This is a genomic window from Brevundimonas sp. G8, assembly GCF_902506205.1.
Lineage (GTDB): Bacteria > Pseudomonadota > Alphaproteobacteria > Caulobacterales > Caulobacteraceae > Brevundimonas.
The window spans coordinates 2,331,987-2,351,782 of sequence record NZ_LR732816.1; the positions used below are offsets into that span (position 1 = coordinate 2,331,987).

Consider the following 19,796-nt stretch of genomic DNA (forward strand, 5'->3'; position numbering starts at 1 on the left):
CTTATGGGAGGAGCCTGCGCGGCCGGTCCGACCGTTTCGCGGCAAGCCGTTCTGGATGAAAGCGCACCCCAGGTGACCGTGACCCGCGACGGCGACCACCTGAACGTCGATTATCGGTTCGAACGCGACGTGCCGGTCTGGGCCTTCATGGACTCGGCGCTGGAAACGGACTCGCGTCAGCCCTGGCGGCCTCGCCAGTGGACGGTGCAGACGCCGGGCGTCGTGATGGAGCGGCGCGGTCACTACGACATCATCCGCAGCACGGATGGCGGCCCCGTGCCACGTGAGGTGCGGTTCCGGGTCAAACCGAAGGCCGTGGACCTGGAGGCCGAATATCGGACCCTGCTGTTCTCAAATGGCGCGGTCGCCCTGCCCACGCGACAGATGGACGTTTTCGCCCTGCCTTCGGCCCAGGCGGCGGAGGAGGTGCCGGACGACCTGAATCGGGTGACGCTGGACGGCGGATCGTCGCGCGTGACCTGGCGCGACGACAATGGGCCGGTGCTGTTCAATGGGCGCCGGCATGACCAACTGACCACGATGGACGAGCGCAGCTATGTCCTGCTGGGCGAGGCGACGGTGACGCCGGGCGAAGGATTGTCGACCGTGATCGACCCGAACCTGCCGCCCTGGATCGGCGAGGAGATTCGCGGCTTCGCGCCTCAGGTCGGCCAATATTATCGCGACAGGCTGGGCGCGCCGGGATCCGGGGGCGACACTCCCATCGTCATGGTGGCCTGGAACGGCCCGACCGAGCGCATGACCAGCATGAGCGGCAGCGTCCTGCCCGGCCTGATCGTCATGTCGTTCGAGGGTCGCGGAGTTACCACCGCCCACCCCGACATCACGGGTCGGTCGCGCTGGTTCATCGGCCATGAGGCGGCGCATTTCTGGCTGGGTCAGACCGTCCGCTATCAGTTCGCCGACGAAGCCTGGATCACCGAGGGTGGAGCGGACCTAATGGCGGTGCGAGCGCTGAAGCGTCTGGACCCCGCCTATGATGACCGCAAAGAGTTGCAGTCCGAAGTGGACGACTGCGTGAACCTGGCAAAGCAACCGGTGGCCCAGGCGGGTGCGCGGGGCGAGCACCGCGCCTACTATGCGTGCGGCGCCGTCTTCGCCATGACGGCCGAGGGCGCGCAGAAACAGCGGACGGGCGGCGACTGGCTCGACTTCCTGAAACCCCTGCTGCGCCAGCCGGACGGCGTGCTGAGCCGTGAAGAATGGCTGACGGCCCTGACGCGGACATCGCGCGATCCGTCGCTGCGCGGGGATATGGAGCGGCTGCTTGATCAGGGCGCGGCCGATCCGTCCGCCGTGATCGCGCGTCTGTTTCAGCGCACGGGCGTGGCCTTCCGCCTCGACAATGGTCGCATCGTCCTGAGCTGAAACGAGAAACGGCGGCCGGATGAACCAGCCGCCGTCTAACGCTCCGCGCTGGGGGATAATCAGCGCGGTGTCGTGGCCTCGGTGATCAGGACGCGCGCCTTGGCGACGGCCTCGGCTTCGGTCGTTTCGCCGTCCGCGATCTGTTGCGCCAGGTCCATCAGCGGCGTGCCGGTGACCGAGCCGGTTTCGCCGATCTCCTGCAGATGGATGCCGTTATGGGCGGCGATGGCGGCCTCCCAGGCCTCGCGCACGGCGGACCAGAAGCCCTGCGTCTTGGTCCAGTAGTCGTCGCCGGCCTGGGGCGAATAGCTGGTGGACCGGTCATAGGTGTTGATGACGTCTTCCTGGACGATGGCGATGGGCTCGCCGCCGGCCTTGCCCGACATCTTCATATTGTCCTGGATATGGACCCAGCCGTCCGGCGTCAGGATGTGGCGGTTCGTGCCCAGATAGCGGTCATAGACCGGATTGCGAACCGCATCGCGACGCGCCAGCGGCCGCCACGTCGGGTTGGAAGTCCAGGCCGACAGGCCGTTGTCATAGGTCCAGCGGCCAACGCCGCCGTAACGGGGCGAATCGTCGGTCTGCCACACCGTCTGGGACCAGGCGCCTGTGCGCTCGGCTTCGGGCACCGCCGTAAGGGTCCACTGGTTCGGCCCGGCATAGGTCAGGACCGTTTGGGGCTGATAGACCCAGTCGTGACGCCAGTGTTTGATGACCATGACCTGGCCCTCATGCTCCATGACCAGGATGTGCTGAAGGCTGATGCGGTCGCCCTTGTCATAGACGACGCGGACGATCTCGCTGCCGCCCGACAGCTTCTCCTCCAGCGGGTCGTAGTCGGCGCGGAAGCTGACGTTCTCGCGCATGTCGAAATGGACGCGGTACTGGCCCGCCTGGGCCAGGATCGACTGGCGATCCCGTTCGAAGGCGCTGGCGGGCGCCGTCGCCGTGGTCGGGGCGGTTGTCTGCTGGGCCAGGGCGGCCGGAGCCGTCGTCGTCAGCAGGGCGGCGGCAATCAATATGGCGCGCATCGGGCGGCTCCTTGAAGTGTGGGAAGATCTCATGGTCGCCTACAGGCGCAGGGTCAGGGAGACGCCGAAGTTGCGGCCCGGCTGGGTGTAGGCGTCCTTGACGGTCGATGTGGCGGACAGGCCGCGCACGTCGCTCCACCAGCCGTAGGTCTCGTCAAAGACGTTGAAGGCGCCGGCCCGCAGCGTCGCCCGCTCCGTCACGTTCCAATAGGCCGTCAGGTCCAGCAGGGTGAAGCTGTCGCCCAGATAGCAGGCCGATCCGCACGACAGGCCGCCATAGGTCGCAGCATCCTTCTTGCCCGACCACGTCACCGTCGCCGAACCGCCCCAGACGCCCGACTGAGCGGCATAGTTCACGCCAGCGACCACCTTGACCGGATCGATGCTGCCCAGCTCGGAGCGACGTCCGTCGGTCGTCTGTTCGCCCTCGGCGTAGGCGGCCGAGCCGATCAGGCTGAAGCCATTGTCCCAGTAGATGTCGGCGCGCGCTTCCAGGCCCCTGATGTCCACCTCGGTCAGGTTGACGTACTGATAGACCAGCGGATCGACGCCGGGGACGCCCGTGCCGCTGACCACTACCTGATCGATGAAGTCGTCATAGTGGGTGGCGAAGGCGGTGGTGTTCAGTCGCATCTTGCCGCCAGCCACATCGATGTCGCGCAGACGAAAACCGGCCTCGAAACTCTCGCTGGTCTCGGGCGACAGGTTCGGGTTCGGGATCGAGCGATACCCGAAGACGGGGTTCTCGAAGAAGTTGTTCACCTGCATCGGCGACGGCGCGCGGAAGCCCAGGCTATAGTTGGCGAAGACGCCCAGGTGCGCCCCGGTCCAATAGACCACGCCCAGCTTGGGTGAGATGTGATCGTCGCTCTGGCCGGAAGCCGCTGCGGGGAAACGGGCGTCGACCTTGGGCGACAGGTCATACCAGTCATAGCGCACGGCCGGGATGATGCTCAGCGCGCCGTCCAGCAGTTCGATCTCGTCCTGCACGAACAGGCCGGCCAACTGGAACTCGGTCTTGGGGAAGGCGCGGATGGGGAAGGTCTCGCCCACCGGCGGGGTGACGCCGTCGCGGATGCCTTCCTGCTTGGTCATCGACCAGTCGCCGCCAACGGTGACGCGGTGCTGAATGGCGCTGCCCTCGCCGAAGATACGGGCGCCTTGGGCCGCGAAGCCATAGACGGTGTTGTCGAAGGTGGTGTCGCGGACGCGGTCGACGGCCGGGATACGGTCCTCGAACGTGTACTGACGCGTGGTGGCGTCCTGCCAATACAACGACACCGAACCGTCGCTGAGGCCGGCGAAGTCCTGGAAGCGCCAGTCCGCGCTGACGCGGTCACGCTGGGTCTCGTCGTGGGCGGTGACGGCCAGGACGGTCGCCGAGCGGCTGCTCAACGCGTCGCCGTCCATCTCTGAATCCAGATGATCGTAGGTCAGGCGCAGCGTGTGGGTCGGGTTCACTTCCCATACCAGCTTGCCCAGGATGGCGTTCGAGCTGAAGTCTTGGGGGTTCGGTTCGGTGCGGGTTGCGCCGACACCGCCGACCGAGCCCTTGTTCTCGGTCTCCTGCGAATCGCGACGCGTATAGGCCAACAGGCCCGAGAGCGATCCCGACCGACCGGCGAAGGCCACGCCTTCGGTCCAGCCTTCGTCGGCGGAGTTATACGCCGCGCGACCGCGCGCGCCGAAGATCTGGTCGCCGATCAGGAAGTCGGACGGATCCTTGGTCGTGAAGGCCACGGCGCCGGCGACGCCGTCAGAGCCGTAAAGCGCCGAGGCCGGGCCGCGCAGGATCTCAACCGACTTGACCAGATCCAGGTCGTTGTAGCCGCCACGACCGACCGCCTGGGCCCCGAAGGAGAAGCCGTTGGGCACACGCACGCCGTCGTTGATGATCAACACGCGGTCGCCGCCCATGCCGCGAATGGTGAAGCCAGAGTTGGCGTCGCGGCCCGCGCCGGACAGGGCCAGGCTGAAACGCGCAGGGGAGGTGGGAACGCTGACGCCCGGCTCGAACCGGATCAGGTCCTTGATGTCGGTCGCCAGCATCGTCTCGATCTGGGCGGCGTCGATGACGCTGACGGTCGCCGGCGTATTGGAGGCCAGACGCTGCGAGCGCGTGCCGATGACCACGACGGGATCGACTTCGGCCGCCGGCGCCGCGGCAAGCGTTTCGGCGCGCGCGGGCTGGACGATCAGGGCCGAACCGACGGCGGCTGCGGCGGTGGAGAGGAGGAGAAGGTTACGCATGAATGGCCCCGCTTGATGACAGGCAGGCGTATTAGTGCGAACGATTATCAGAATCAACCGCAATGACTGTGCGGTTTTGAACCTGAACCTTGGCCGTGACGTTGTGGCGTGATGAAAACAGCCCTGTTCCCGATGGTGGCCGCCATCGCCGCCCTGGCCGCCTGCGGCGATCATCAGGTCAATCCGCCCAACGAGCCGGCCGCACCGCTACGCACGCCCGAGGCGATGCAGCAGGTCGAGCCGCCGGGGCCGTCGTCGTTGGCCATGCGGGGGCCACGCAGTTTCGTGGGAGTGTGGGCTGCCAACCCGCAATGGTGCGCCCGGCCTCAGCGCGAGCGCAGCCCGATCACCCTGACGCCGCTGCGGTTCGACGCCTATGGGCACAACTGCGACATCGCCAGCATCGACGAGACGGGCTCGGGCTATGTCGCGGCCTTGCGGTGCGCGACTTCAGGGCAGGCCAAGACCGAGCGGGTGCATATGGGGACCACCGGCGACGTGATGAACCTGACCTACATCGACCGGGACATGACGACGGTGAAACTGGCGCGCTGCCCCGGTTCGCCGCGTGCGCCCGATCCCGCCAATCCGCTGGAAAAGATGATGAAGCCGGAGGGGGCCGAGACCCCGCCAGCAGAGCCGCCTAGTTGAACAGGAAGTTCATCACGTCGCCGTCCTTGACGACATAGGTCTTGCCTTCGGCGCGCAGCTTGCCGGCCTCGCGTGCCTTGGCTTCTCCCCGCAGGGAGACGAAGTCGTCATAGGCGATGGTTTCGGCGCGGATGAAGCCCTTCTCGAAGTCGGTGTGGATCACGCCGGCCGCCTGGGGGCCGGTGGCGCCGACGGGGATGGTCCAGGCGCGAGCCTCCTTGGGACCGACCGTGAAATAGGTCTGCAGACCCAGCAGCTTGTAGGCTTCGCGGATCAAGCGGTTCAGGCCGGGTTCTTCGAGACCCAGGGTTTCGAGGAACTCCTTCTGCTCCTCGTCATCCAGCACGGCGATCTCGGATTCGATCTGGGCCGAGATGACGACCGAGTTGGCGTTGTCCTGGGCGGCGCGCGCCGCGACCTTGTCGGACAGGTCGTTGCCCTTGTCGGCCGAACCTTCCTCGACGTTCGAGACATAGAGGGCGGGGAGGGCGGTCAGCAGTTGCAGCATATGCCAGGCCTTGGCGTCGTCCTTGGACACCTCGGCGGTGCGGGCGGGCTTGCCGGCGTTCAACTGGGCCAGGGCCAGATCGACCAGCTTCAGCGTCAGACCGGATTCCTTGTCGCCGCCCTTGGCGCGTTTTTCGAGTTGGGGCCGACGGCGCTCCAGGCTCTCCATGTCGGCCAGCATCAGTTCGGTCTCGATGATCTCCAGATCGGCGATCGGATCGATGCGGTCTTCGACGTGGGTGATGTCGTCATCGACGAAGCAGCGGGCCACGAAGGCCACGGCGTCGCAGTCGCGGATATTGGCCAGAAACTGGTTGCCCAGGCCCTCGCCCTTGGACGCGCCCCGCACCAGACCGGCGATGTCCACAAAAGTGATACGCGATGGAATGATCTCCTTTGAGCCGGCGATCTCGGCCAAGGCTTCCAGACGCGGCTCCGGCACCGCCACGTCGCCGGTGTTCGGCTCGATGGTGCAGAACGGGTAGTTGGCCGCCTGGGCCGCCGCCGTCTTGGTCAGGGCGTTGAACAGAGTGGACTTGCCGACGTTGGGCAGGCCGACGATCGCGACTTTAAGAGCCATGGTATTCCTCGTGAGGCGCGAGCCTTTACCCGGTTCGAACCGGTTTGTCAGGCTCGCGCTTCAACTGGGTTCAATGTGCGCCGTGATCCATGCCCGCCATCTCCGGCTGACGCACCGCCGCCTGCACCGTGACGGCCGGCGCCGAGGCGAACTGAAGCGTCAACGGGACGGTCGAACCTTCCACCAGCGGCGCGGTCAGGCCAATCAGCATCAGGTGGTTGCCGCCCGGCGCCAAGGCCACCGCCTGACCGGCCGGCAGGGGCAGGCCTTGCGTCATCTCGCCCATCTTCATCATGCCGTCCTCCATCGTCATCTCGTGGACCTGCAGCGACCCGGCGGCGGGCGTCGAACCGCCCGTCAGACGGTCGTTGGTCGTCGCCTTGAGGGTGACGTAGCAGCCGCCGGCCTTGGCCCCGTTCGGCGATGGACGGCACCAGGCCCCGGTTGCGACCAGGGTGGCGGCTGCGACGGGACCGGCCGCATCCGCTGCGGGTGCCTTGGCCGATTCGGGTTGGTTGCAGGCCGCCAAAGACAGCGCGACGGCGGCGAGGGCGAGTTTGGCTTTCATGGTGTCGGGTCTTTCACGAGGCGGCGGAACGGCGGATCATCGGTCGTATGGCTCGATCGAGCAACACGGCCGCGACAAGGCTCAGTCCCGTCAGAGGATAGAGGATGGCGAGTGGCAGGACGATACCCAGCACGGCGGCGCGCACGCGCGGTCCGGGCGGGGCAGGCGGGGCGCCCAGGCGGCGGCGCGACAGGTTCGGCGGACGGCGCTTCCACCACATGACCAGGCCGCTGATCGCCAGCAGCCAGACGCCGATACAGCCCAGCAGCATGACGATGCGGTTGGCCTGTCCGAACTGCGTGCCCTGGTGGGTGTAGATGCCCAGTTCGATGGCTTTCGCGCCCGCGCCGAACTGATCGTAGCCGATGTCGCCCAGCAGCCGCCCGGATGTCCCGTCGATATAGAGCGAGCGACTGTCCTGAACACGGCGGGCCTGGGTCGTCAGCGTATAGGCCGTGCCCTCGGCCTTGGGGATGTTCACGGCATACGGTCGCGGCAGACCCGCCTGGTCCGCAATGCGTAGCACCTGCGCCATACCACCGTGGCCGGCGTGGTCGCGCGTCATCACCATGCCCTCCATCGTCCAACCGGCGCCGACCGGTTCGTCATGGTGCTGGGCGCGTTGCCAAGCGCCGGCGACGGGCGCGGGCGGTCGCCCCAAGCCCGTCTCCTTGACCAGACCCATGACCCGATCACCCCAGACCGCCGACCACGACATGCCCGTGACCGCCAGGAACAGGACGACGCCCCCGACGTAGAAGCCTGTCAGGGCGTGCAGGTCGCGCCAGAACGGCCGACGACGGCTGTCGGTCATCTTGGGCGTGAAGTTCGCGACGGCTCTTCCGCGCGGCCACCACAGATAGAGACCGGTGGCGAACAGGATGATGGTCCAGCCGGCGACGATTTCGACCAGAATGTTGAACGGCCGACCCAGCAGTGTCAGGCTGTGCGTTTTCTTGACCAGTTCCATGAACCCGCCGGCCGGGATGACGCCCGTCGCGCGCCCGGTGTGGGGATCGACGAAGACGGTCTTCTGCACGCCGTCGCTGCGGTCCACCCGAAGCCTGACGGCCTGATCGGCGCCGGCGGGCAGGACCAGATTAGCGACCCGTCCGCCGCCGGCGGCCGTGGACGCGTTGGCCAACCAGGTTTCCGGCGCGACCTGGGTCTGCACGGTCGGGACATTGATCATGTCGCGATAGAGAAAGCCGTCGATCTCGTCCTTGAACAGATAGAGGCCACCGGTCAGGGCCAGCAGCATCAGCACCGGCATGACGAACACGCCTGCATAGAAGTGCCACCGCCACACGGCGCGATAGGCGTCCGAGAGTGAGGTGTCGCCAAATTCAGAACGCATAACGCACCCCCACATAGGCCGAACGTCCCTCGCCGGGTACAAAGACGGAAGTCGCGACGCGATTGGCGTCCGTCACGGCGTTGACGGTCGAAATATATCGTTCGTCGGTCAGGTTGCGGGCATCCAGGAACAGGGACACCCCTCCACGCAAACTCCAGCCCGCATTCAGGGACAGAGTGGCGTAGTTCGGCGCCGTCAGGGGCGTCGCATCTGCAGCGCTGCGCGTGTTGGCATAGTCGATCAACACGTCCGTCGGGGACCATTCCACGCTGGGCGCCACGAACCATCCGGCGGGGTGGGCATATTTCAGCTCGGCCCGGTACAAATGCTCCGGCACGACGGGCAGACGGTTGTCGCCATAGACGCGGTCGTTCTGGAAGAAGAAGTCGGACCAGGCATAGGTCTGGCGCAGGGTCAGGCGACCGTCGGCGCTGTCGATTATCCGCCAGTCCAGCCCCGCCTCGATGCCCTGATGGACTGTGTCGTCCGCATTGAACGTCGCGGCCGGAATGTTTAGGGCCGGATTGACGCTGTAGTTCAGCAGTTCACCCTCGATCTGGGCGCGATAGGCCGAGACATCGTAGGTGAACGGACCTCGGCGGCCGCGGGCGCCGATTTCAGCAGTCCAGGCATCCTGGATATGGACGGGAACGAACTGCGGCACGCTGCCCTGAACTAAGGCTCCATAGCTGGGGGCCTCCACAGAGCGGGTCAGATTGGCATAGACTTGGGCTCCCGTTTCGTCTTCCCACAGCAGGCCGATGCGCGGCGCGAACCAGTCGAAGGTCTTCTCGGCATTGTTGGCTGGGGCCAGATTGTTTGTGTAGTCCCGCTCCGCACGGCCGTAGCTGCCGCCCGCGACCAGCGCCAGACGGTCCGTGACGAACAGACGTCCCTCGGCGAAGACGTCGATGCTGGTCGCGTCCTGAAGCGAATCGCCGATCTTCGCGCCGAAACGCGCCCCGCCTGTTGCAACGAAGGTGAAAGCGTCCGTCGTGCCGCCGCGATAGCTGATTCCCGCATAGGCATCAGCCCTCATGCCGCCCAGCCGACCGTTCCAATCCAGACGGCCATAGCTGCCCCACTGCAGACTGTTCTGATCGATGACGAGGGAGATGGGGTGGTACAGGTCCTTATCCACCACATAGACGGCTCCCTCGAAAGCCAAGCCGTCGTCCACGCGCCAGCGGCCCAGGATGGTGCTCCTCACGGATTTCACGTCGCGCGCAAAGCCCAGGGTCGCGTTGTTCGCTGGCACGGCGGTCGGATCGGTCAGGGCCTGCTGACGAGTGACGGCGGACGACACCGATTGGTCTAGGTCGTTGCCCTGAACGATTAGCCGCAACTCGCGCCCCTCCCCGAACGAGCGACCCAGATTGAGCGTCAGCCGTTTGCTGTCCGAACTCTGATTGTCCCGGAACCCATCCGAACTGGCCACGGTGGCGGCGGCGTACAGGTCCCAGTCGTCCCAGTCACGGGCAATGGCGACATGGCCACGTTGGGTGTCGAACGATCCGCCCTCGACGCGGATCAGGTTGCGGCTGGCCGCCGTACGGCCTGTCGGAGTGACGACATTGATCGCGCCGCCCAGGGCTGCACCGCCGAAACGCAGGGCGTTGCCTCCCTTGTACACGTCGATATGGCGCGCGATCAGAGGGTCGATCTCCTGGAACTCGCCGAACCCGTCGGGCGCAGTGAACGGCACGCCGTCCTGGGCCAGCAGCACGCCGCGCAAGTGGGCGCCGTTGCCGATACCCGACCCTCGAATCGAAAGCCGCACCTCCTCGCCCCAGCGGCGCTGGGCGAAAACGCCAGGCACGCCGCGCAGCGTATCGGCGAAGCTGAGCGCATAGCGGTCCTGATAGGTTTCCGACGCCACTACGGCCACGGCGCCGGGGGTGCGCGACAGCAGGGCGCGGGCGTCTGCGACGACGGCAGCGTCTTCAACGTTGCGACGGCCGGTGACGATGACGCTGTCGAGCACGGCGGGCTCGGGGGGGGGCTGGGCGAAGGCGGGACTGGCCCATCCAGCGCTCGTCAGTGCGGCGAGCAGCAGCGCGCACGGCGCTGCGGTGGTCTTGAAAGACATGATGATCCTGAAATCAGAACAAGAAAGACGCGCGGGTGCGGAGGCCGGCGCGGGCTTGAGGTCTGGTTCAGGCTTTGGGTGGGGCGGTGGACGGCGGGCGTGGCGGCGCACGCGCCGGGGGCGGNTCTCGAACCGTTCTTCCTTCACGACACTACCGTTTGCCGCGGGATGGAGCAGCCCGGTAGCTCGTCAGGCTCATAACCTGAAGGTCGTAGGTTCAAATCCTACTCCCGCACCCAAGATTTAGCCCGCTATTCCAATAGGATAGCGGGTTTTTCTTTGACCAAATTCAGCACCCCAAATCCACCCGTGGAAGCCTCTTGGAAGCACCCGGCGCGCAAACCCAGGGGCACAGCGGGGGTTTGGATCACGATGCTGAGAGGCTGGGCGACGACGGCAGTTCTGATGCGGCACGGCCAAATGCTTAGCGGATACCTGCCGCCTTGATGACTGGCTCCCGGTAACGCGGCTGTTAGCAAATTCCAGTTGAGGTCAGAACTCACTCGACCTACACGCTTTAAATGGTAAGACCAATTATAGGCGTCTCATGGCTCATCCGCTCAAGCTCAATCCCGACCGCCTGTTTCCGGCCGACGCCGACACCCGCGCGGTCGCGCGGCGTCTGTATGCAGAGATCAAGGGCCTGCCGATCATCAGTCCGCACGGCCATACGGACCCCAGCTGGTTCGCGCTGAACGAAGCCTTCGCCAATCCGGCCGAACTGCTGATCACGCCCGACCACTATGTCTTCCGCATGCTGCATTCGCAGGGAATGGCGATGGAGGACCTGGGCGTTCCCCGCGCCGACGGCGGGCCGGTCGAGACCGATCCGCGCAAGATCTGGCGCCGGTTCGCCGAGAACTATCATCTGTTCCGGGGCACGCCGTCGCGCCTGTGGCATGACTGGGTCTATGCCGAGGCCTTTGGCATCGACGTGCGGCTGTCGGCCGAGACGGCGGACCACTACTACGACGTCATCGACGCCGCGCTGAAGACCGACGCCTTCAGGCCCCGCGCCCTGTTCGACCGCTACAATATCGAGGTTCTGACCACGACCGAGAGCCCGCTCGATACGCTGGAGCATCACAAGACCATCGCGGCCTCGGGCTGGAAGGGGCGGGTCCTGACCGCCTATCGCCCTGACCCGGTGCTGGACCCGGACTATGAGGGCTTCCGCGACAATCTGAAGATCCTGGCCGAACAGACCGGTCGCGATACGCTGAGCTGGGACGGCTATCTGCAGGCCCTGCGCGACCGCCGCGCCTTTTTCATCGCGATGGGCGCCACCTCGACCGATCACGGCCACCCGACCGCCTTCACCGCCGATCTGCCCAAACATGAGGCCGAGGCCCTGTTCCGCCGCGTCTCGACCGCCGCGGCCAGCGCCGCCGACGCCGAACTGTTCCGGGGTCAGATGCTGACCGAAATGGCCGCAATGTCGGTCGAGGACGGGCTGGTGATGCAGCTGCACCCCGGATCGTTCCGCAACCACTCCGCCACCGTCTTCGATCGTTTCGGCCGCGACAAGGGTTGCGACATCCCGACCCAGACGGATTACGTCCGGGCGCTGAAGCCGCTGCTGGACCGGTTCGGGTCGGACAGCCGCCTGTCGCTGATCCTCTTCACGCTGGACGAGACCAGCTACAGCCGCGAACTGGCGCCCCTGGCCGGTCACTATCCGGCGCTGAAGCTGGGCCCCAGCTGGTGGTTCCACGACAGCCCCGAGGGGATGCGTCGCTTCCGAGAGCAGGTCACCGAGACGGCGGGATTCTACAACACCGTCGGCTTCAACGACGACACCCGCGCCTTCCTGTCGATCCCGGCCCGTCACGACGTGGCGCGGCGCATGGACTGCGGCTTCCTGGCCAAGCTGGTGGTCGAACACCGGATGCAAGAGGACGAGGCCCACGAACTGGCCCACGCCCTGACCTATGGCCTGGTCAAGGCGGCCTACAAGCTGTGAGGCGAGAAGGGCGTCGGGCCGAGCAGGCTCAACGTCCCTGAGTTGAGGCATGAAGCGTCGATTTATCGCCGGATATCGAACCCGCCGTCGCCCATGGCCGCGCGCACCTCGTCGGCCGAGAACAGGTTGAAGTCGCCGGGCACCGAATGTTTCAATCCGGCGGCGGCCAGGCCGAAGTTCAGCGCCTCCTGATCCGACCATCCGCTCCACAGACTGAACAGCACGCCAGAGGCGAAGGCGTCGCCGCCGCCGACGCGGTCCACCACGCCTGCCATGTGAATGGCCTCGGCGTTTGTCTCGATCACGCCGTCACCCGACTCAGGTGTGGCGCGGGTCAGCATCACCGCCGACAAAGCCTGGTCGGCGACGCTTTCCTGGACGCGCAGGGTGCAGGCGATGCGTTGCAGGCGGGGGAAGGCGGCGAAGGCGGCCTTGGCGGCCTCGCGACGGCGCACGGCCGGATCGGCGCTGTCGAATCGGGTCTTCAGCACCAGGGCGAAGTCGCGGTCGTCGGCGAAGGCGACCGTAGCGCCGGACAGCATCTTGCCCAGGGTCGCGGGCGGATTGCCGTCCCACTGTTCCCAAAGCTTGCCGCGGAAGTTGCCGTCGTAGCTGACCTTCACGCCCTTCCTGACGGCGGCCTCGATGATGGCGACGGCGGCGGCCGATCCGTTCGGCCCCGTCGCCGGCGTCACGCCCGAGGCGTGCAGCCACTCGACTCCGTCCAGAAGCTGGTCCCAGTCGAAGGCGGTATCGACATGTTCGACGAAGGCCGAACCGGCGCGGTCGTAAAGCACTTCCGACGGACGACGCACGGCGCCGGGCGTCAGGAAATACAGGCCCATGCGGCCCGGCATGAACACGACCTGCGAGGTGTCGACGCCGCGCTTGCGCACCTCGTCCCGCACGCCCCGGCCCAGGGCGTTGTCGGCCAGGACCGTCGCCATGCCTACGGCTGCGCCGAAGTTGGCCAAGGACACGGCGACGTTCGCCTCGGCCCCCGCCGGACGGATCGTCAAGGCGGGGGACTGCATCAGCAGTTCGTTGTCGTTGGGCGAGAACCGCAGCAGCATCTCGCCGAAGCAGAGGATGCGGCGATTGGGCGAAGGGAGCCCCGTCACCAGTTCCACATCGTCCCGTCCTCGAGGCGGGCCACCGGCAGATAGGCAGGCTTGTAGGGATATTTCGCCGCCACGGCCTCGTCGATGTCGACGCCGTGGCCGGGCGTGTCGCCGACATGCAGGAAGCCGTCCTCGAAGTCGTAGTCGTGCGGGAAGACGGCGTCCGTCTCGGGCGTGTGGCGCATATATTCCTGGATGCCGAAGTTGGGCACCCAGGTGTCGAAGTGCAGCGCCGTTCCCATGGTCACGGGCGAGAGATCGGTCGCGCCGTGGCAGCCGGTGCGGATCTGGTACAGGCTGGCCAGGTCGGCGATCCGCCGCAGATGGGTGACGCCGCCCGCGCCGACGATCGTCGCGCGGATGTAGTCGATCAGCTGGTTCTGGATCAGGTCCTTGGCGTCCCAGATCGAGTTGAAGATCTCGCCCACCGCCAGCGGCGTGGTCGTATGCTGGCGGATCAGTTTGAAGGCTTCCTGGTTTTCGGCCTGGGTCACGTCTTCGAGCCAGAACAGGCTGTAGGGCTCCAGCGCCTTGCCGAGTTGGGCGGCCTCCGTGGGCGTATAGCGATGGTGGCCGTCATGCAGCAGGTGATGGTCGAACCCGTAGGTGTCGCGCAGCGTCTCGAACAGTTTGGGGACGTAGTTCAGGGCCTTGCGGGTGTCCCAGCCCGTGAGCGAGGGCAGGGCGGCGTCGGCCGGTTCGTAGAACAGCTTGCCCCGCCCCACGCCATAGGCGTCTTTGACGCCGGGCACCCCAGTCTGGGCGCGAATGGCCTTATAACCCAGGTCGATATATTGTCCGACCGCATCGACGGTCTCGGCGATGTCGGACCCATTGGCATGGCCATAGACCATGACGCCGTCGCGGCTGCGTCCGCCCAGTAGATCGTACAAAGGCATGCCGGCCATCTTGGCCTTGATGTCCCACAGGGCCACATCCACTGCAGCCACAGCGCGCATCGTGACCGGGCCCCGACGCCAATAGGCGCCACGGTAAAGATACTGCCAGATGTCCTCGATCCGCCGGGGGTCCATGCCGATCAGACAAGGGACGACGTGGTCCTCCAGATAGGAGACGACGGCCAGTTCGCGCCCGTTCAGGGTCGCATCGCCGATGCCGTAAACCCCTTGATCCGTCTGGATCTTCAAGGTCACGAAGTTACGCCCCGGGCAGGTGACTATGACTTTGGCGGATACGATCTTCATGGCGGCTCGGACTTCTCACTGTTATGACCATGGGATAGCACGGTCATTTCCAATCAGGAATAGATTGGTAAGGCCATTTTTGCAACCTCGGGAGCGCGCTGATGGGAAATCCAAAAATCGAACCCTTGGCGACTTCGTCCGCAGTCTCCGTATCGCAGGACCGGCTCTACCAGAAGCTGGCCAAGATGCTTTTCGACGACCTAGTGCAGGGCAAGTTCAAGATTGGTGATCGCCTGCCTGCGGAGCGTGAGCTGGCGAGCGACTATGGAGTCAGCCGCCCAGCGGTTCGCGAAGCGATGATCGCCTTGGAGGTCCAAGGCTTCGTCGAGGTTCGGATCGGCTCGGGGGCCTATGTGGTGCGTGTGCCGGGCGTGCAGGACCAGCCAGGCTTCGGCGTGACTGCTTTCGAATTGACTGAGGCCCGTCTTCTGGTGGAGGGCGAGGCCGCCGCCCTGGCCGCCACCACGATTTCAGATGATGAAATAAGTCTGTTGCAACAGCTCGTTAATGAGATCGCTGACGAAAATAGATTGCCGGGCGTGAGCGAACGCGCCGATCGCGAATTCCATCGCGTCATCGCATCGGCGACGCGCAATTCTGCGATTGTTCACATGGTCGAAGAGCTGTGGCGTATGCGTTCCGCCTCGCCAGCGTGCGCCCTTCTTCATGAAAAGGCCCGAACCGCCAATGTGCGCCCGGTGGTGGAAGAGCATCAGGAAATCGTCGAGGCCTTGAAGACGCGCGATCCGCAAAGAGCGCGAGCCGCCATGCGCGCCCACCTGGGTCAGGTGATCGAGCATCTGCTGTTCGCGACGGAAGAGAAAGCGATGGAAAACGCAAGGCAGTCGGTCGCTTCGACTCGCGAGCGGTTCGGCCGTGCCGTTTCCCTTTGATGCTAAAGCCATTGCAATTGGCCTGACCATTAATCTATCTTTGGTCATCTCGCGTGATCCGGCGACAAGACCGGGCGCATCAGGGGAGGCCAAAAATGAGCGTTCAGACGAGCCCGATTCAGATCAAGGCGCCGTCACCGGGCAAGTACCGGTGGGTGATCATGTGGCTGCTGTTTGCAGCCATGGTCATCAACTACGTCGATCGTCAGATGATCGGTTTCCTCAAGCCGACCCTGTCGGCTGAGTTCGGCTGGTCCGAGACCGACTATGCCGACATCGTCTTCTGGTTCCAGGCGTCCTACGCCGTGGCCTACCTGTTGTGGGGCCGGATCATGGACAAGGTCGGGGCGCGCTGGGGCCTGGGCGTCGCCTTCGGCATCTGGCAGATCGGCCATATCCTGCACGGCGCGGCGCGTGACCTTTCGCACTTCATGATGGCGCGGATGGTGTTGGGCGTCGGAGAGGCCGGCGGCTTCCCCGGTGGCATCAAGGCGGTCGCCGAGTGGTTCCCCAAGAAGGAACGCGCCCTTGCCACCGGCCTGTTCAACGCCGGCACCAACATCGGCGCCATCGTCACCCCCCTGATCGTGCCGGGCCTGGTCCTGGCCTTCGGCTGGCAGATGGCCTTCGTCATCACCGGTGTTCTGGGCCTGGTCTGGCTGCCGATCTGGCTTCTGGTCTATCGCCGTCCGCGCGAGCAGAAGAACCTGTCTGCGACCGAACTGGCCTACATCGAGCAGGACCCGGCCGACGTCGTCGAGAAGGTCAAATGGACCAAGCTGCTGACGGTCAAGGAGACCTGGGCCTATGCCCTGGGCAAGTTCCTGATCGACCCGATCTGGTGGATGTTTCTGTTCTGGCTTCCGGACTTCCTGGGCAAGACCTACGGCCTGGATCTGAAGACCTTCGGCCCGCCGTTGGTCGCCATCTATCTGCTGTCGGACGTGGGCTCGGTCGGCGGCGGCTGGCTGTCCTCGCGGTTCATGCATCGCGGCATGAGTGTCAACAAGGCTCGCAAGATCACCATGCTGATCTGCGCCCTATGCGCCGTGCCGGTGGCCTTCGCCGCAGAAGCGTCCAACCTGTGGGTCGCGGTCGGCATCATCGGTCTGGCGACGGCGGCGCACCAGGGCTTCTCAGCCAACCTCTATGCGCTTCCCGGCGATGTCTTTCCGCGCTCTGCGGTGGGCTCGGTCGTCGGCATCGGCGGCATGTTGGGCGCCATCGGCGGCATGGCCATGGCCAAATACGCCGGCTACGTCCTGGAGAAGATCGGCACCTATACGCCCATCTTCATCGTCGCCGCCTCGGCCTATCTGATCGCCCTGCTGGTCATCCACCTGATCACGCCGAAATACGAACAGGCCAAGGTCTGACGAACGGCGCGCGCTCGCGCGGCATGAGCAACGGCTTCCAATAAAACAGAGGGACACGTCCATGAAACGGTACAGTGCGATCGCTGCGGGACTGCTCGTCCTGCCCCTGGCTTCACCGGTCCTGGCTGAGGCTTCGGCGGCCGCACAGGCCGAGCAACGCGATGTGATCCCTCTCGCCACCGGATGGCGTTTCCAGTTCGGAGAGGCGCCGGAAAGCGTCGTCGGCGATGCTTTCGACGACAGCGGTTGGCAGGCGGTCGAGGTGCCCCACACCTGGAACCGCGTGGGCTATTATCTGAACAATCACGAGGACCGTATCCACACCCCCGAGACGGTGAACCGGGAACAGGGCGTCGGCTGGTATCGGCTGCATTTCACCGCGCCGGACTCGTTCGAGGGCGCCAAGGCCTGGCTGCAGTTCGATGCAGCGAGCCGCACCGCCGAGGTCTGGTTGAACGGGCAGCGTCTGGGGGCGCATGACGGCGCCTTCTCGCGGTTCCGGCTGGATGCCACGGCGGCGCTGAAACCCGGTCAGGACAATGTTCTGGTGGTCAAGACGGACAACAGCAAGCCCCAGGCCGGCGCCGCGACGGCGGACAGCCTGCCGCTCGCCGGGGACTTCTTCGTGCACGGCGGCCTGTATCGTCCGGTCAGCCTGATCGCCACGAATTCCGTCCATATCGATATGATGGATTCCGGCGGCAGCGGCGCCTACGCCACGACGCGTTCGATCACGGCGGATCAGGCGCAGATCGATGTCGAGGTTCGTCTGCGCAACGACGGCGTCCGCGACCAGGCGACGACCGTGCGGATCGCCCTGGTGGACGCCGAGGGGCGGGTTCAAGGCGAGGTGGATCGCCGGCAGTTGCTGACGGCGAATGCGTCAGACGTGTTCAAGGGCATGATCACGGTCGCCCGGCCTCGCCTGTGGCAGGGCGTGGCGGATCCCTATCTCTATACGCTGCGAACGGAGGTGATGGATCCTACCGGCGCGGTAATCGACCGTGTCGATCAGCCCTACGGCGTGCGGCAAATCGTGGTCGATCCCGAACAGGGCTTCCTGCTGAACGGCCAGAAGGTGCGGCTGGTCGGCACTGGCTATCACCAGGATCGAGAGGGCAAGGGCTGGGCCGTTACTCCGGCCGACATCGAGGAAGATGTCGCCATGCTGCGCGACATGGGCGTGAACACGCTGCGACTGACCCACTATCAGCACGGGCAGACGGTCCACGATCTGGCGGACCGATATGGTCTGATCGTCTGGGACGAAATCCCGTTGGTCAGCGTGTGGACGCTGGGCGGCGCCAAGGACCCCAGCGAAGGTCTGAGAGCCAATGCCCGACAGCAGCTCACGGAGCTGATCCAGCAGAATCGCAACCATGCCTCCGTCTCGGTCTGGGGCATCGCCAATGAGGTCGATTTTGGAAACTCCCTGCCGATCTTCCTGACGGGCGACGCCTCGTCGCTGCCCGATCCTCTGCCGCTGCTCCACGAGTTGGACGCTCTGGCCAAGAAACTGGATCCCAGCCGCCACACGACCCTCGCCACCTGTTGCGAAGCACGCCATTTCGCAGAGGGCGTGACCGTTCCCGCGACGGCCGTCGCTGCGGATCTCGGGGGGATGAACCTCTACTACGGCTGGTACTATGATGGGCCTTCCGATCTTGCCGCCGCTCTGGATTCAGTCCGTCAGCGCCGCCCCGAACAGCCGCTGGCGATTACGGAATACGGCGCAGGCGGGGCGACCACGATGCACACCGACAACCCCCTGGGCGGTCCCATCGACTCGCGGGGGCGGGCGCAGCCCGAGGAGTACGAAAGCTATATCCACGAACAGGCCTGGTCGATCCTCGCGCCGCGCGATTATCTTTGGGGCACGTGGCTGTGGAACGGCTTCGATTTCGCGACGACCATCCGGCGAGAGGGAGACGCCGACGACATCAATACCAAGGGGCTGATCACCTACGACCGCAAGATCAAGAAGGACGCCTACTTCTTCTACCGAGCCAACTGGTCGTCCAATCCGACGGTCCACGTCACGGCTTCGCGCTACACCGACAGGGCCTATCAGCACGCCGAGGTCAGGGTCTATTCGAACGCCGCATCGACGGCGCTGGTCTTGAACGGCCAGACGCTGGCGGCGCAGGCCGATTGCCCCATGCGCATCTGCGTCTGGCCCGTCAAACTCTCAGAGGGCGTGAATACGGTAGAGGCCGTTGGGCGGTTCGCAGACGGCGAGGTCCGCGACGATGTTCGCTGGACGTTGGGTGAGGACGTCGCTCGCGCGGTGCGGATCGACAGCGGCGCCATCCTGGCTGCGCCGAGCGTGTCGGGCCGGTTCGGTTCGGACAACTTCTTCAGCGGCGGTCGCGCCGGTTCCGCTGATCCGGCGCCGGTCGGTTTCAGACCCGCCACACCCGTAGATGTCGAAGGCGATGATCCGGCGCTGATCAAAACTTATCGGACTGGGACCTTCGACTACGCCGTGCCGGTCGATGCGGGGACCTATGAGGTCACATTGACCTTCCTGGAGCCTACGGCGGGACCAGGCGAGCGGTTGTTCGACGTTCGCGCCAATGGCGACACGGTCCTGGCCGGGTTCGACGTGAACACCGAAGCCGGCGGGGTTCTGAAGGTCGTCAAACGCAAGTTCGAGGCGACGGCGCAAGACGGTCGGATCGTCCTGTCCTTCGCGCCGACGCGCGGCGACGCCTTGGTTTCGGCCATAGAGATCGTGAAAAAATGATTGCGGCCTAACCTGGACAGGCCGCACCAAACCAGATTAACTGGTCATACCAATAAGTGCACAAATG

Annotated in this window: 14 protein-coding genes and 1 tRNA gene; 7 read left to right on the forward strand and 8 right to left on the reverse strand. The window is 65.4% G+C overall.

Translation table 11 applies throughout. The features are described from left to right. Positions 1-72: 72 nt before the first annotated feature. Entirely contained in the window at positions 73-1,389 is a 1,317-nt protein-coding gene (locus tag CHRYSEO8AT_RS11380) for a hypothetical protein (protein ID WP_236547518.1), read from the forward strand. A 59-nt stretch (positions 1,390-1,448) separates the two neighbouring features. Here the strand turns inward: CHRYSEO8AT_RS11380 and CHRYSEO8AT_RS11385 are convergent, their stop codons facing one another. Together CHRYSEO8AT_RS11385 and CHRYSEO8AT_RS11390 are read right to left on the reverse strand one after the other, a co-directional pair. Beyond that, the gene (locus CHRYSEO8AT_RS11385) at positions 1,449-2,423 is read right to left on the reverse strand and encodes a DUF6607 family protein (RefSeq protein ID WP_159850084.1); all 975 of its coding nucleotides are present in this window, start codon (positions 2,421-2,423) and stop codon (positions 1,449-1,451) included. 39 nt (positions 2,424-2,462) lie between these two features. Next, positions 2,463-4,673 carry a TonB-dependent hemoglobin/transferrin/lactoferrin family receptor gene (locus CHRYSEO8AT_RS11390; RefSeq protein ID WP_159850086.1) on the reverse strand — a complete coding sequence of 737 codons (2,211 nt, stop codon included), beginning with the start codon at positions 4,671-4,673 and terminating at the stop codon, positions 2,463-2,465. Between the two features lie 111 nt (positions 4,674-4,784). Between CHRYSEO8AT_RS11390 and CHRYSEO8AT_RS11395 the strand changes: the two genes are divergently transcribed. Further along, entirely contained in the window at positions 4,785-5,324 is a 540-nt protein-coding gene (locus CHRYSEO8AT_RS11395) for a hypothetical protein (RefSeq protein WP_159850088.1), read from the forward strand. Here CHRYSEO8AT_RS11395 and ychF read toward each other — a convergent pair. The 4 genes from ychF to CHRYSEO8AT_RS11415 all read right to left on the reverse strand — a co-directional run bounded on the left by ychF (position 5,317) and on the right by CHRYSEO8AT_RS11415 (position 10,425). Continuing rightward, positions 5,317-6,411, reverse strand: a complete 1,095-nt coding sequence (gene ychF, locus CHRYSEO8AT_RS11400) for a redox-regulated ATPase YchF (RefSeq protein ID WP_159850090.1) — start codon at positions 6,409-6,411, stop codon at positions 5,317-5,319. The genes CHRYSEO8AT_RS11395 and ychF overlap by 8 nt on opposite strands. Before the next feature lie 70 nt (positions 6,412-6,481). Beyond that, positions 6,482-6,979, reverse strand: coding sequence for a copper chaperone PCu(A)C (locus CHRYSEO8AT_RS11405; protein WP_159850092.1), 498 nt, complete (start codon positions 6,977-6,979; stop codon positions 6,482-6,484). A gap of 13 nt (positions 6,980-6,992) precedes the next feature. Next, positions 6,993-8,336 carry a PepSY domain-containing protein gene (locus tag CHRYSEO8AT_RS11410; protein ID WP_159850094.1) on the reverse strand — a complete coding sequence of 448 codons (1,344 nt, stop codon included), beginning with the start codon at positions 8,334-8,336 and terminating at the stop codon, positions 6,993-6,995. Then, positions 8,326-10,425 carry a TonB-dependent receptor domain-containing protein gene (locus CHRYSEO8AT_RS11415; protein ID WP_159850096.1) on the reverse strand — a complete coding sequence of 700 codons (2,100 nt, stop codon included), beginning with the start codon at positions 10,423-10,425 and terminating at the stop codon, positions 8,326-8,328. The genes CHRYSEO8AT_RS11410 and CHRYSEO8AT_RS11415 overlap by 11 nt, the downstream gene beginning before the upstream one ends. Positions 10,426-10,587: 162 nt before the next feature. On the opposite strand from CHRYSEO8AT_RS11415, the gene CHRYSEO8AT_RS11420 reads away from it, so the two are divergent. Together CHRYSEO8AT_RS11420 and uxaC are read left to right on the forward strand one after the other, a co-directional pair. Continuing rightward, a tRNA-Met gene (locus CHRYSEO8AT_RS11420) sits at positions 10,588-10,664 on the forward strand. Positions 10,665-10,972: 308 nt separating this feature from the next. Then, positions 10,973-12,388, forward strand: coding sequence for a glucuronate isomerase (uxaC, locus tag CHRYSEO8AT_RS11425; RefSeq protein ID WP_159850098.1), 1,416 nt, complete (start codon positions 10,973-10,975; stop codon positions 12,386-12,388). A gap of 62 nt (positions 12,389-12,450) precedes the next feature. Here the strand turns inward: uxaC and CHRYSEO8AT_RS11430 are convergent, their stop codons facing one another. Together CHRYSEO8AT_RS11430 and manD are read right to left on the reverse strand one after the other, a co-directional pair. Beyond that, the gene (locus CHRYSEO8AT_RS11430) at positions 12,451-13,509 is read right to left on the reverse strand and encodes a sugar kinase (RefSeq protein WP_236547519.1); all 1,059 of its coding nucleotides are present in this window, start codon (positions 13,507-13,509) and stop codon (positions 12,451-12,453) included. Then, on the reverse strand, positions 13,506-14,714 hold the full coding sequence (gene manD, locus CHRYSEO8AT_RS11435) for a D-mannonate dehydratase ManD (protein ID WP_159850100.1): 1,209 nt from the start codon (positions 14,712-14,714) through the stop codon (positions 13,506-13,508). Before manD ends, CHRYSEO8AT_RS11430 begins: the two co-directional genes overlap by 4 nt. Positions 14,715-14,815: 101 nt before the next feature. Here manD and CHRYSEO8AT_RS11440 point away from each other — a divergent pair, with 101 nt between their 5' ends. The 3 genes from CHRYSEO8AT_RS11440 (at position 14,816) to CHRYSEO8AT_RS11450 (ending at position 19,729) form a co-directional block, all read left to right on the forward strand. After that, positions 14,816-15,607 carry a FadR/GntR family transcriptional regulator gene (locus tag CHRYSEO8AT_RS11440; protein ID WP_159850102.1) on the forward strand — a complete coding sequence of 264 codons (792 nt, stop codon included), beginning with the start codon at positions 14,816-14,818 and terminating at the stop codon, positions 15,605-15,607. Positions 15,608-15,702: 95 nt separating this feature from the next. Further along, on the forward strand, positions 15,703-16,983 hold the full coding sequence (locus tag CHRYSEO8AT_RS11445) for an MFS transporter (protein WP_159850104.1): 1,281 nt from the start codon (positions 15,703-15,705) through the stop codon (positions 16,981-16,983). A 61-nt stretch (positions 16,984-17,044) separates the two neighbouring features. Then, positions 17,045-19,729, forward strand: coding sequence for a glycoside hydrolase family 2 TIM barrel-domain containing protein (locus CHRYSEO8AT_RS11450; RefSeq protein WP_159850106.1), 2,685 nt, complete (start codon positions 17,045-17,047; stop codon positions 19,727-19,729). The last annotated feature ends 67 nt before the right edge of the window (positions 19,730-19,796 follow it).